We start from the raw sequence: 13047 nt of genomic DNA, 5'->3' as shown, positions 1-13047 counted from the left end.
TTGAAATGAACCAGAGCCACACCGACTATACATCCCGCTTTGCCATCGACCCGGTCGCCGCCGCGGCGATGGGAACCGATGAGCTGCGCCACAACTTTCACATTGACGGCCTGTTCCAGCCCGGCCGCATCAGCCTGACCTACACACATTACGACCGCATGATCGTCGGCGGCGCCGTGCCGACGGACGCCGCGCTTCAACTGGAAACGATCAAGCCGACCGGCACCAAGAACTTTCTCGACCGTCGCGAGCTGATCGCCGTCAACATCGGCGGTGCAGGCGTCATCAAGGCCGGCGGCCAGTCCTTCGAATTGCAGGCGCGCGACATGCTCTATCTCGGCATGGGCATCGCTGATGTGTCGTTCGCGTCGGCCGATGCAGATGCGCCGGCCAAATTCTATCTGCTCAGCGCGCCGGCGCATCAGGCCTGGCCCAGCCGGCTGATCCGCATCGGCGACGCCAAGCGCCTCGATCTCGGCAGCAAGGACACCTGCAACGAGCGTTCGATCTTCCAGTTCATCCATGCCGACGGCGTGAAGACCTGCCAGCTGGTGGTCGGCATGACTCAGCTGGCGCCGGGCTCGGTGTGGAACACCATGCCGTGCCATGTGCATGACCGGCGCATGGAGGCCTATCTCTATTTCGACCTGGCGGAGACGGCACGCGTCTTCCACTTCATGGGCGAGCCGGACGAGACGCGCCATATCGTCATGGGCAACGAGGAAGCGGTGCTGTCGCCGGGCTGGTCGATCCATTCGGGCGCCGGCACTTCCAATTATGCTTTCATCTGGGCGATGGCCGGCGACAATGTCGACTATACCGATGTCGACCCGGTGGCGTTGAGCGATCTGCGGTGAGCGACCCCTTCAGCCTTGCCGGAAAACGTATCCTGGTCACCGGCGCCAACACCGGCATCGGCCAGGGCATCGCCGTATCGATCGCACGCGCCGGGGGCGCGGTGGTCGGCGTCGGCCGCTCGTCGATGGACGATACGGCAGACAAGGTCGCCGCGCTGGGAGGGCAATTCGAGGCGGTCAGCGCCGACCTTGCCGACATTTCGGCGGCCGGCCCGTTGCACGACCGGATCTGGGACGAAAGCGGTCCGCTCGACGGGCTGGTCAACAATGCCGGCATCATCCGCCGCGCCGATGCCGTCGATCTCAGCGAGGCCGATTGGGACGACGTCATGGACGTCAATCTGAAAACGGTTTTTTTGCTCTGCCAAAGCTTTGCAAGGCGTGCCTTGGCCGCTGAGCGGAAAGGCAAGATCGTCAACATTGCCTCCGTGCTGAGTTTCCAGGGTGGCATCCGCGTTGCGTCCTACACTGCCTCGAAGCACGGTGTGCTCGGCATCACGCGTCTGCTCGCCTGCGAATGGGCGCAAAAAGGCATCAACGTCAACGCCATCGCGCCGGGCTATATCGAGACCAACAACACGCAGGCGCTGCGCGCCGATCCCGACCGCAGCGCCGCCATCCTGGCGCGTATCCCGGCCGGCCGCTGGGGCGAGGCGGGCGACATTGGCGACGCTGCCGTCTTCCTGCTGGCGCCAGCGTCGAACTACATGCATGGAGCGGTGGTGCCGGTGGATGGCGGCTGGCTGGCGCGCTAGCGAGGTTCATCGTTTCGCGGAAACGCTGAACCGCGCTATCTCATTGTTTTAACGCAATTCCGGACGGAAAACCGTTTCACACTTTTCCTGGAATTGCTCTGAGGAGACAACAATGACCGCAAAGATTTTCGCGCAAGCCGGCGAGGGCGCCTGGACGACAACGTTGGACGGCAACAGGCGGCGCGTCCTCCTGCACACCGATGAGTTGATGCTGGTCGAATTCGGCTTCGACAAGGGTGGCGTCGGCGCCCTGCATTCGCACCCGCATGTCCAGGCAAGCTACGTCGCCGAAGGCCGCTTCGAGGTGACCATCGACGGTAGGACCGAAACCATCGAGACCGGCGGCAGCTTCATCGTGCCGTCCGGTCTGGTGCACGGCGTCAAGGCGCTGGAAGCAGGGCGGCTGGTCGACAGCTTCACGCCGCACCGGGCCGATTTCCTCGGCTAGCCAAGGGTAAGAGATCGAGCGGGAATGACCCGCACCCCAGAAAGAGGCGCGGGTCTGTTGCCTGGGCGCTTGTGGCGCCGCGGTACTCAAGACATCACCGCAGGATGAGGACCCTGCCGCACCGTGGTGAAGATAGTCTTAATGCGCCGGCGCTGCATGGCACGACGAACCGGAGGCTGCGCTCGCTCGATCAGGTGATGTGACGCAGGAGGCTGAAGAGCCGCTCGAACGTCTTGCCGTAGGGCGGGCGCAACAAGGCTCCGGCGCTCAGCCGCGACTGTGTGAAAACCGGCTTCTCCTTGCTGAACGTCCGAAATCCCCACTCGCCGTGATAGGCGCCCATGCCGCTGGCGCCGACCCCGCCGAAAGGCTGGTTTTCCTGTACCAGATGCAGCATGCAGTCGTTGATGGTGACACCGCCGGCAATAGTCTCGTGCAGGATGCGTTGACGATTGCCGCTGTCGCGGCCGAACCAGTAGAGCGCCAGCGGGCGCTCCGCTCCGTTCACATGGGCAATCGCCTCGTCGATCCCGGTGTATTCTACGATGGGCAGCACCGGCCCAAAAATCTCCTCGCGCATCAGCCGCAGGTTTGCGCCGGCGTTGCGGACCAGGGTCGGCAGCAGCTTCCGGCTTTTGGCACCCAGCTCTTCGCCGGCCGGGTTGATTTCGGTGACATCGGCGCCTGCGTCACGCGCTTCAGTGATCATGTCGCGCAGGCGCTGGTGGTGCCGGTCGCTGATGATGGCGGTATAATCGGGGTTGTCGCGCAAGGTCGGGTAGAGCTTCGCGATCGCCGTTGCGAGCTTGACAGCGACCGTGCCTGCCTGCCCCTTCGGCACCAGCAGATAATCCGGCGCGATGCAGGTCTGCCCGGCATTCAAGAGCTTGCCAAGGCAATGCTGGATACCGCCGCATCGAGATCGCAGGACGGATCGAAGATTGCCGGCGACTTGCCGCCGAGTTCGAGCGTGACCGGGGTCAGGTTGGCGGCCGCGGCGATCGCGACCTGGCGTCCGACCGCGGTCGAGCCGGTGAACAGCAAATGATCGAAAGGCATCGACACGAAGGCCTTTCCCATCTCGGCATCGCCGGTGATGACGCTGAGCTCATCGGGTGCGAAATGCTCGGCAACGAGTTTGGCCAGCAGCACTGAGAATGCCGGCGTCAATTCGGAAGGTTTTATAAGCACGCGATTGCCGGCCGCGAGTGCCGCCGTGACCGGCGCGACAGCGAGCTGGAAAGGATAATTCCAGGGCGACACGATGCCGACCACGCCGAGCGGCTGTGGAATGAGGCGATTTCTGCCCGGCAGGAACGGCATGGTGGTGGCAATGCGGCGTTCGCGCATCCAGCCCCTGAGATGCGACAGCGCGTGGCGGATGCCGGCACGCACGACGAACAGTTCCGCAAGACGCGTCTCATGCGCGGAACGGCCACCGAAGTCGGTGTCGATGGCGGTGCAGATGTCGGCTTCATGCCGCTCGGTCAGCGCCAGCAGGCGTTTCAGGCGGTCCTTGCGGATGCCAAAGTTGCGGAAAGGCTGCGCCTCGAAGGCGGCGCGCTGCAGGTGGAACCGCTCGCCGAGAACATCCTGTCTGGTCTGCAGCATCGCATCCTCCCTGGCTAGCGGAGCCGAGCTTACATTGCTGGGTAAAGGAATCCAGCGCGAGTGCAGGTGTCGCCAGGGAAGGCGCAGGCTGCGGGCGACCTGTTCCTGTTGTGGCACGATGACAGCTGCGCTAAGGCATGGTGCCCATGCAGAGAGTCGTTTTGACCGATTTCCCATCCTCTCCCATCCAGGAATTCCAGTCCGGTGTCTGCCTGATGCTGATATCGGCGACGAGTATCTTGGCCATGGACCCCAGGCGGCGCGTTTCGTGCCGGGCGGCCCAGCGGAATTGCGGATGAAGGGCGCTCACAGGCTTGAGGCTGCGTTTGGAGCGGCTGCGCGAAGGGTTGTGCGGGAGTTTCTGCGGTTGGTGCCGCTGTCTCTGAAACAGCGCATGCAAAAACGCACATACGCACGCGCGGCGCCCGCCAACAGAATTTTCATTTCGGGTTGCGCTCGCAGCGGGACGACGCTGACACAGCGGCTGATGAGGTGTTTCGAGGACATTTTCGTCCATCCACCCGAAGCGCGATACACAATGCTGGACATGTTGGACCGGCCGGAATCGAACCTCGTCGTCAAGCGCGATGCGCGCGGTTTTGCGCATCTGGCGAAGCTCCCTCCCTCCATCGGCTTGATCTATTGCGTGCGCCATCCGTTCGACACGCTGACAAGTTCGCATCCGCAAACACGCAACGAGCGTCGGTTCCACGTCACGCCGCATCGCTGGCTGGCCGAATACGACGCGCTGACCCGGCTGAAGAAGGCACAACCGCACCGGCAGATACTCATTGTCCGCTACGAAGACATGATCGGCGCGCCCGATGCGCAGCAGGACAAAATCGCGCAGTCGTTCGGACTGACACCGCGCATTCGCTTCAGCGAGGATCCGGATAATCCGATCCGGTTGGTTTCGTTGAGAAAATGGGAAAGGAATGAAGAATTCAGGACTTATCTCGGCGGCCTGCCCTCGGCATTTCTCGTCCGCGTCCAGCGTTTCTGCGCCGAGTTCGGCTATGACATGCCAATGAGCACGCCGACCGTGGACGCGCGGTGATGCAGGCACCGGCGGCCCTCGCGACAGACGAGCGAGATCCCAAGCGGCGCGTGCTGAAGGACGTGTTCGGCTTCGATGATTTCCGCCCCGGCCAGGCCGATGTCATGGATGCGCTGCTGGCCGGGCGTCATGTGCTGGCCGTCATGCCGACAGGTGCGGGCAAATCGCTCTGCTACCAGGTCCCGGCACTTGTCCTGGGCGGGCTCACCATTGTCGTTTCGCCGTTGGTGGCGCTGATGCAGGATCAGGTCGCCGCCTTGCGGCTTGCCGGCGTGGCTGCCGATACGATCAATTCCTCGATCGACCGCGATGCCAATATCGCCGCATGGCGTCGCGTCGCCTCAGGCCAGACGCGCCTGCTCTATCTCGCGCCGGAGCGGCTGATGACCGAGCGGATGCTCGAGGCGCTGGCCAGGCTCGATGTCAGCCTGATCGCCGTCGACGAGGCGCATTGCATCTCGCAATGGGGGCCGGCGTTCCGGCGCGAATACGAGGACCTGTCGCGGCTGCGCGGCATCTTTCCCAACGTGCCGATCATCGCGCTGACGGCAACGGCGGACGAAGGCACGCGCACCGATATCGAAGCCCGGCTGTTTGCCGAGCGCGTCGAGACCCTGGTGCTGGGCTTCGACCGGCCGAACATCAAGCTTGCCATCGAGGCCAAGCAGGACAGCAAGCGGCAATTGCTGCGCTTCGTCGAGCGCCATCCCGGCCGCAGCGGCATCGTCTACTGCCTGTCGCGCAAGAAGACGGAGGAGATGGCGGCGTTCCTCGAGAAGAACGGCGTCACCGCGCTCGCCTATCATGCCGGCATGAGCAAGGAGGCGCGTGACGCCAACCAGAACAGCTTCATGACCCTTTCAGGCGTCGTCATGGTGGCGACCATCGCTTTCGGCATGGGCATCGACAAGCCTGACGTCGCTTATGTCTTCCACACCGACATGCCGGGCAGCCTGGAGGCCTACTACCAGGAGATCGGCCGCGCCGGCCGCGATGGGCGGGACGCCGAGGCACATATGCTGTTCGGCCTTGGCGATATCCGCATGCGCCGGATGTTCATCGACGATGAAGATGCGCCGGCCGAGCACAAGAGGCGCTCACATGGCCGGCTCGACATGCTGATCGGCTATTGCGAGACGGCGCAGTGCCGCCGCCAGGTGCTGCTCGGCTATTTCGGCGAGGACGCGCAGCCTTGCGGCAATTGCGACACCTGCCTCGATCAGGCGCCGCGCGCCGATGGCGGAGCGGAGGCGCGGATCATCCTGGCAGCCATCGCGCAGAGCGGCGAACGCTTCGGTGCCGGCCATGTCATCGACATCCTGCTCGGCCATGAAACCGAGAAGGTGCTTGCCAGGAACCAGCAGAGGCTCACGAGTTTCGGCAGCGGTCTGGCGCACAAGAAGGATTTCTGGCTGTCGCTGATCCGGCAGCTCGTCGCCGGCGGGTTCCTGATGCCGGATCCGGCCGGTCATGGCGGCCTCGCCATCGCCGAAAAAGGCCATGCGCTTGGCCGTGGCGAGATGCCGTTCCATTATCGCGTCGAGGTGCGCAGCCGCGCCTTGCGCGGCAAGACGCGCTCCGGGCAGGATTTCGGGCAATCGGATGTGGACACCGGGCTGCTGGCCGCGCTGAAGACCTTGCGACTGCGGCTCGCCAAGGAGCGCCAGGTGCCGGCCTATGTGGTGTTTTCCGATCGCACCCTGATCGACATGGCCGAGCGCCGCCCGCACGACCTCGACGCCTTCGCTGAAGTGAATGGAGTTGGGGCGGCAAAGCTGAAGGAGTTCGGCCAAGTTTTTCTGAGTGCGATTGCCGCGCACCAATCCGATGGCTCGGCCTGAGGTCAGATCAGCGACTGGTCACGCGCTCTGAAGCATAGGGATCTTCGGAGAAGGCATCCGTTCCGAGAGCTTCTGTTCCGTCGCCGCCCATTCCTACATCGCCATGCTCCGCCGAGACCGAGCAGTTCAATGTTCTCTGGCCGGCCAGTCGACAGATCAGGTTGAGACCGAGGCGTTCATCGACTTCATGGCTGAGCATCTGCAACCGCAATAGGTGCTGCTGTCCGCTCATTCACCGCAGCGTCGACCGCTGGGCGTCAGTCGCGCGATATGGATAGTCCCGTGAGAAGCGGAGCGTAGGCGGCGAGCCTGCGGGATATGAACTCCGTGAAGAGCCGCACGCGCTTGGTCTTGCGTGTCTCACCCTGGGTGAGAAGCCAGAGCGTTCCGTACATGTGCAGGTCGGTGCCCGGCACCCTCGCCAGCAGAGGGTCGGCATCTCCGACGAAGCACGGCAGTGTCGTGATCCCGAGACCTTGCCGTACGGCAACGATCTGCGCCTCGGCGTCCGTGGTCCTGAATGGAACCCCCGTGGTGCGAACTTCACCCGCGCCGGCCCACTCTGGAATTCCATGAACGCTTATGACGATCCACCGGATGGGATCAGGCGCGCCCGCCCGCCACGCGGCCAGGCGATCGCGGGACATGTAGACGCCGCCGAACACCTCCGGTCCCTTCAGGCCGTGAAGATTGAGCGGCAGGGTTTTGCGGTCGTAGACGACGCGGATCGCCACGTCGGCCTCTCGGTTGGTCAGATTTGCCAGTTCGCCGGACGACAAGATTTCCATCTCGATGTCCGGGTGCAGACGCGCGAAGTCGGCGAAGTCCGGCATGAGCAGGTGTGTCGCGAGGGGCGGTGCCAGCGTCACCCGCAGAAGCCCGCGCACGCTCTGGTCGCGCCCGAAGACGCGCGTCTCCAGCTGGTGAGACGACGCTTCCATCTGGTTCGCGAGCTCGAGGACCTCCTCGCCCGCAGCCGTCAGGCGGTAGCCCGAAGGCAGCTTTTCGAACATTTGCGCCCCGAGGCGTTCCTCAAGCTGTGCGATGCGTCGCAGCACGGTCGAGTGATTCACCCCGAGCTGCGCGCCGGCAGCCCGCACAGAGCCTCCGCGTGCGACGGCTAGAAAGTGGCGAACGTCATCCCAGTCGATCATGGTGCAATCCGGCACCGCGCGGTGCGCCTTCCAAAGCCCGTATCTAGCACATCCTACAGCAGTAGGGGCGGGACATCATGGCTTATGTCGACGGGGCGGCGCAATTCCGAACGGCGGACACGGATCGTCGCGGCTGGTGTCAGTCCTGAAGCGGATCGATTTTGCACCACCGATGTGCGCGCTTCCGCACTCACCACCTGACCCCGACGGGCCCATCTAGAGGTCCTCGGGGCGTACCCGAACGAGCAAAGACAGAAGCTGGAAGGATTGAGTCATGGGAAAACTGGACGGTAAGGTTGCGGTTATTACGGGTGGCGCCACCGGCATCGGCCGCGCCGCAGCGAAGCGCTTCATCGAGGAGGGCGCCTTCGTCTTCATCTTCGGCCGCCGGCAGGAAGCGCTCGACGCCGCCGTGGCGGACCTCGGGCCCAACGCCCGCGCGGTGAAGGGCTCGGTCTCGGATGAGAACGACCTCGACCGACTCTACGCGGCGGTGAAGGCCGAGCGCGGAAGCCTCGACATCATCTTCGCCAACGCCGGGGTGGGAAGCCTGCTTCCGCTCGGCAAGCTCACCGCCGAGCATATTGACGAAACCTTCAAGACCAATGTGAAGGGTACGATCTTCACGGTCCAGAAGGCGCTGCCGCTGATGGGCGAGGGCGGTTCGATTATCCTGACCGGATCGAGCGCCGGCACCACGGGCGCGCCCGCATTCAGCGTCTATAGCGCGAGCAAGGCGGCCGTGCGCAACCTCGCGCGGACCTGGGCGGAAGACTTGAAAGGCACCGGCATCCGGGTAAACGTGCTGTCGCCCGGGCCGACGGCGACCGAACTCGCGAAGGCAGCGATAGGCGAGGAGGGCTTGAAGGTCTTCGCCTCGATGAATCCGCTTCAGCGGATGGCCGATCCAGCGGAGATCGGGGCGGCGGCTGCGTTTCTCGCGTCGCCCGACAGCAGCTTCATGACCGCCAGCGAGGTCGCCGTCGACGGGGGCTTGGCGCAAATCTGACCCGCTACGCCCCGCCGTTCATTCCCGAGCCCGCAGGGCCTGGTAAACTGAAGGAGAATATACATGAGCTATGCAATTATCGGCTTCGGCAAGATCGGCCAGGCTCTTGCCAAGGCGTTTGCACGCAACGGCATCGAAGTGTCCGTGGCAACCACGCGCGACCCGGAAAGCTTTGCATCAGCCGCGGCCGCGATCGGACCCACGATCATCCCGAAAACGCTGGCGGACGCGGTCAAGGCGGACATCATCTTTTTGGCTGTCCGCTTTGAATCGCACCCAGATGTCGCGAAGGCGCTGTCAAGCTGGGAAGGCAAGACGATCATCGACGCGACGAACGTGTTTCCAGTCCCCGAAGAACTGGACGGTCTGCCGTCCTCCGCCTTCGTCGCAAAGGCGTTCACCGGCGCCAAGCTCGTCAAAGGCTTCAATCACCTGATTGCGGCCACCCTGGCTGCCGATCCGATCGTCGAGGGCGGCCACCGGGTCGTCTTTCTGTCTGGTGACGACGAGGACGCGATTGCTCCCGTGGCGGCCTTAGCCAAACAACTCGGGTTCGCACCGGTCAAGCTGGGGAAGCTCAACGAGGGCGGCGCACTGGTGCACGCACGCGGCCGCACTTGGGGCCAGCTGATCTTCCAGGATCTGTTCAAGAAGGAGCAATAACGGATTTACCGTGCGCTGTCAGAGTGGCCGGTGTTCGACGCCGGCCACATCGTCAGCCGAGCGCGCAAAGTGACGCGCTTGAAAGCGGCTAACATCTGCCTGGGATCCTTCGGCCGACAGGTGCCTGCCACCCATGAATCGTAGTTGCAATAGCTGATGTCCCAGCCGGCATCGCGTCTTTTGGAAGTTACCTCACGACCGCCCGCGCGGATGGGTCCGAAGCCACCCCAACTGCCATCCGAGCCCTTGTAATTTCCCATGACGCGATAATTGCAGTTGTTTACGACGAAGTTGCCGTCCATCGACACGCATGCCGATGCGACAGTGGAAAGACCGAAGAAGGCCGTGCCGGCGACTGTGATGGCGAGAGAGGCTTTGCGCATAGTGGTCTCCTAACTGGCTGGGCGAACCAACCATTACGAGATCTTGGGCCGGGCCTCTTCCCCCATTTGGGCTAAACCGGCTGGCAAATTCACAGCGGCTGGCTGCGCTTGCGGACAGCCATGTGCGGAGATGCCGAATGGACCCGCCCCTCGCCCAAGCTTTACGGCCTCCGCGAAGGCCAGAGTGTCCTGGGTCGGGCGGCTCTTCCGCCGCCTCTCTACCAGATCCGCAAGGTTTACCGGAGGTTAACGGTAAACAATGAGCGGCCGCAACTGTGTCTCTTTCCGGCCATTTCTTCAGTCCTGGTTCGGCCCAAAAGCCATACGTCAGGGAGGGTCACTTTTCAGGGGCAGGCCAGTTCCCCTCGACGGGCAGTGAGAGGCGGAATGTCGACCCGTTGATGTCGCTGGCGGCCAGTATGAGACCGCCGCCGTGCTGCCGGGCGATCTCGCGTGAAATGTAGAGCCCTAAACCGGAGCCGTTTACCAATTGGCCCGCGGCGCGATAGTACCTCATGAATATGAACTCGTGGTCGTCGGGCGCTACGCCAGAGCCCTGATCCACCACGTGTACAAACGCCACGCCCTGCTCAGTCGACAGCCGGATCGTCACAGAGCTGGTCACCGATGAGTATTTCAGGGCGTTCTGGATCAGATTTTGTATTACAATCTCCAGCAGGTTGCGGTCACCTTTCACAATCACTTCGTCGCCGTGAGTGAAGCTAACACGTCCGGCCGCAGCATCATCCAACCCCGCTTCGGCGGCGTGCAAAACCTCATTCAGGTCGAACATCTTGATCGTGGGAAGAGTTTTCTGCCCACCATTGAGCCGGTCGAAGGCTAGGACGTTTTCAATCAGCGATGACATCCTTTTGACGGTCTGGCGGATCCTTGTGGTGCGCAATTTGATATTGTCGGCGCTTTCACCCGCAGAAGATGACAGATTGTCGGCGGCGGCAGAGATGACGGCCAAGGGGCCGCGAAACTCATGCGATACCAAGGCCACAAAGTCCCGCTGCTGAGCCAAAGCATCGTTGGCGGTGTCCAGAGCCTGCCTGAGCTTGAGTTCAAGCAGGTGACGTCGATCCACTTCCACCTTGAGCGAGGCGTTTCTTTCCCCAAGCTCAGCGGTCCTTTCGCGCACCTTGATAGTCAGCTCCTGCTCGGCCAACCGCGACACTGCGATGACGCGGTCCTTCTCCTCGCTCAAGCTGCGCTCGGCAAGCCGCGTTCTCTTCGCGACGGCTGCGCTGAGCAACGCCAGGTGAATCACGGTCCCGCCGGCCAAGAATCTGGACAAAGAGCCGTCCAGCTGGAACGGGTTGGCCCCAGTATACATCATCTGCATCACCAGCAGGACAGAGATTACGCCCAAAAATGCAATCGCCGACAGCAGATATTGATACCGTCGCCGCACAATGAGCAGATAGAGCACCAGCAGCGAAATGAAGATGAGAGACAGCTGCTGCAGTCGCGATACGAAAAACCCGACGTCGCCGTAGCGTCCCGCAATCGCAAAAGCCAAGGCGATACCATTGAGCAGTACAACGCCCTGGGAGACGCGCCACGCCCAGATCAGATGGCGGTGAAATTCAAATAGTCTAGCCAAAAATAACATCATGACTATACTGTATAAACAAACGATAATGCCCCACACTAGATGTACGGTTTTCGGCTCCATAGACCTCAGAACTTCAGATGCATATCCCATGTGGAAGAGACTTATTAGCCCAGATTCTATAATAACCGCTATGTATAGAAGATATAGAGAATCCCTGAGCCATACGGCATATAGAAAATTGGTGAATATCATGACGAAAATCGCGCCAACCACCATGCCCATGATCCAATCGTCGGATCGGCGATACTCTTCATAGCCTTGACTCTGCCAAAGGTTCAGCGAAGTGGTGATCGAGGTCGACGATTGGAGTCGGATGTAATAATCGGTTCGGGTGGACGGCACGGAGATTGGGAAGACGGCCGGATATGCGTCGGCGTCTGCTCCATCCCCTAGGTTGAGTCGGCCGGGGGGCAAGACCGAATAGCCTCCCGCCCCGTCAGAGACATACAGCGTGATGTGTTCGATCAAGGGCCGTTCTACCTGCAGCAGCCATTGCCTTGGAGCCGTTGAGGCAGACAGGGAGAACCGGGCCCAGATTGCGCCCTTTTGATAGCCCTGCGTGAGCATCGAAGGGATGGGTTCGAACTGGATGTTGGAGCGCTTGGAAACGATATCATTGAACGTGAGCGCGCCGGTGGGATCATGAAAGATTGCGAGGTGACCGCTGAGTGAAACCGGAGCCTTGAGGCCGTCCGTCGGTTTCAGCGGAAGCGCCCATAACGTTTGCGGCACAATACACACAAACAATATAGACAATGCGGCAAATAAATGAAATCGAATGGTATCAGATTGCTGCATGGGGTCCGTAGATGATCGGAGAAGGCTACAAGCAGGGCGATGTCGTGATCTCCCCCCTTGTTTATCTTGTCGATGACGACAGGGATTTCCGCGAGGAGATGGTCTTCGGACTATCCAGATTGGGCCTGAACGTACATGGATTCCACAACGCTGCCGCCCTCTACCGAGCCTGTGCCGCCAAGCCGGCTGAAATCGTCATTCTCGACATTGGCCTGGAGGGCGAAGACGGCCTTTCCATAGCTACCCATTTGCGGGCCTTGCAATCGGTCGGGATCGTCATGGCGACGGCCCGGAGTTCCATCGACGACCGGCTCAATGGTCTTGAAGCGGGCGCTGACGCTTACCTCGTCAAACCCATTGATGTTCGGGAGCTTGCTGCCACGGTGATGGCGCTCAATGAACGTCTCAACAGGCGCCGCGCCCCTTCGTCGTCTCCGGCCCCACGATGGGCCTTGGAGGAAGGCGGCTGGGTGCTTACCGACGGCATGGGCCATCGCCTTCGCTTGACCACCTCGGAACGGCACTTTTTGGAACGCTTGTTCAGTGAGCGTGGCAAGACCGTCGATCGCCGTTCGGTCGTCGAAGCCATGGGCGCAGACATCTATGACTTCAACTATGCCCACCTGGACACCATCGTGAGCCGGCTGCGTCGAAGAGCCAAGAAATCCGACATGCTTCTCCCCTTGCACGCAATTCGAGGGTCAGGCTTCGCCTTCACCGATTAGAATGATCGTGCGGACCCTGTCCAGAGAGAAGATTGCCGATCTCATCAATTTGGGAGAGGACAGGGAGGAATTCGAGGAGCATCCTCAAACGACTGACAGTAAGTGTAATGATATGACAGTTACTG

The 13047-nt window shown here is 61.8% G+C and carries 12 protein-coding genes and 1 pseudogene; 8 read left to right on the top strand and 5 right to left on the bottom strand.

Features of this window, described 5'->3' with window-relative positions; genetic code table 11:
* Positions 1-5 precede the first annotated feature (5 nt).
* From kduI to EOB80_RS16480, 3 genes are all read left to right on the top strand, one after another.
* Complete coding sequence (gene kduI, locus EOB80_RS16490) at positions 6-857, top strand: 5-dehydro-4-deoxy-D-glucuronate isomerase (RefSeq protein ID WP_127270496.1); 852 nt, start codon at positions 6-8, stop codon at positions 855-857.
* Complete coding sequence (gene kduD, locus EOB80_RS16485) at positions 854-1612, top strand: 2-dehydro-3-deoxy-D-gluconate 5-dehydrogenase KduD (protein WP_127328607.1); 759 nt, start codon at positions 854-856, stop codon at positions 1610-1612. Before kduI ends, kduD begins: the two co-directional genes overlap by 4 nt.
* Before the next feature lie 112 nt (positions 1613-1724).
* Positions 1725-2060, top strand: coding sequence for a cupin domain-containing protein (locus EOB80_RS16480; RefSeq protein ID WP_127328606.1), 336 nt, complete (start codon positions 1725-1727; stop codon positions 2058-2060).
* A 190-nt stretch (positions 2061-2250) separates the two neighbouring features.
* Here EOB80_RS16480 and EOB80_RS16475 read toward each other — a convergent pair.
* A pseudogene (locus EOB80_RS16475) lies at positions 2251-3671 on the bottom strand (coniferyl aldehyde dehydrogenase).
* Between the two features lie 34 nt (positions 3672-3705).
* On the opposite strand from EOB80_RS16475, the gene EOB80_RS16470 reads away from it, so the two are divergent.
* Together EOB80_RS16470 and recQ are read left to right on the top strand one after the other, a co-directional pair.
* Positions 3706-4728: a sulfotransferase gene (locus tag EOB80_RS16470; protein WP_245466365.1), complete on the top strand. Its 1023-nt coding sequence runs from the start codon at positions 3706-3708 to the stop codon at positions 4726-4728.
* Positions 4728-6569 (top strand): DNA helicase RecQ, encoded by a 1842-nt coding sequence (gene recQ / locus EOB80_RS16465; protein WP_127328605.1) that lies wholly within the window; start codon positions 4728-4730, stop codon positions 6567-6569. The genes EOB80_RS16470 and recQ overlap by 1 nt, the downstream gene beginning before the upstream one ends.
* 7 nt (positions 6570-6576) lie before the next feature.
* Here the strand turns inward: recQ and EOB80_RS16460 are convergent, their stop codons facing one another.
* Together EOB80_RS16460 and EOB80_RS16455 are read right to left on the bottom strand one after the other, a co-directional pair.
* Positions 6577-6801: a hypothetical protein gene (locus tag EOB80_RS16460; RefSeq protein ID WP_127328604.1), complete on the bottom strand. Its 225-nt coding sequence runs from the start codon at positions 6799-6801 to the stop codon at positions 6577-6579.
* Positions 6802-6826: 25 nt separating this feature from the next.
* A complete protein-coding gene (locus tag EOB80_RS16455; RefSeq protein ID WP_127328603.1) occupies positions 6827-7723 on the bottom strand; it encodes a LysR family transcriptional regulator in 897 nt (298 codons plus the stop codon).
* 274 nt (positions 7724-7997) lie between these two features.
* Here EOB80_RS16455 and EOB80_RS16450 point away from each other — a divergent pair, with 274 nt between their 5' ends.
* Positions 7998-8732 carry an SDR family oxidoreductase gene (locus EOB80_RS16450; protein ID WP_127328602.1) on the top strand — a complete coding sequence of 245 codons (735 nt, stop codon included), beginning with the start codon at positions 7998-8000 and terminating at the stop codon, positions 8730-8732.
* 63 nt (positions 8733-8795) lie between these two features.
* Positions 8796-9395: an NADPH-dependent F420 reductase gene (locus tag EOB80_RS16445; protein WP_127328601.1), complete on the top strand. Its 600-nt coding sequence runs from the start codon at positions 8796-8798 to the stop codon at positions 9393-9395.
* 5 nt (positions 9396-9400) lie between these two features.
* Here EOB80_RS16445 and EOB80_RS16440 read toward each other — a convergent pair whose 3' ends face one another.
* Both EOB80_RS16440 and EOB80_RS16435 read right to left on the bottom strand, forming a co-directional pair.
* Positions 9401-9778, bottom strand: coding sequence for a hypothetical protein (locus EOB80_RS16440; RefSeq protein WP_164762630.1), 378 nt, complete (start codon positions 9776-9778; stop codon positions 9401-9403).
* Between the two features lie 337 nt (positions 9779-10115).
* Positions 10116-12197, bottom strand: a complete 2082-nt coding sequence (locus EOB80_RS16435) for a sensor histidine kinase (protein WP_127328600.1) — start codon at positions 12195-12197, stop codon at positions 10116-10118.
* 11 nt (positions 12198-12208) lie between these two features.
* Here EOB80_RS16435 and EOB80_RS16430 point away from each other — a divergent pair, with 11 nt between their 5' ends.
* The gene (locus EOB80_RS16430; protein ID WP_127328599.1) at positions 12209-12922 is read left to right on the top strand and encodes a response regulator transcription factor; all 714 of its coding nucleotides are present in this window, start codon (positions 12209-12211) and stop codon (positions 12920-12922) included.
* Positions 12923-13047 lie beyond the last annotated feature (125 nt).

It is taken from the genome of Mesorhizobium sp. M7A.F.Ca.MR.245.00.0.0, from assembly GCF_003997415.1.
GTDB lineage: Bacteria > Pseudomonadota > Alphaproteobacteria > Rhizobiales > Rhizobiaceae > Mesorhizobium.
This window is presented reverse-complemented; position numbering and strand designations above follow the sequence as displayed.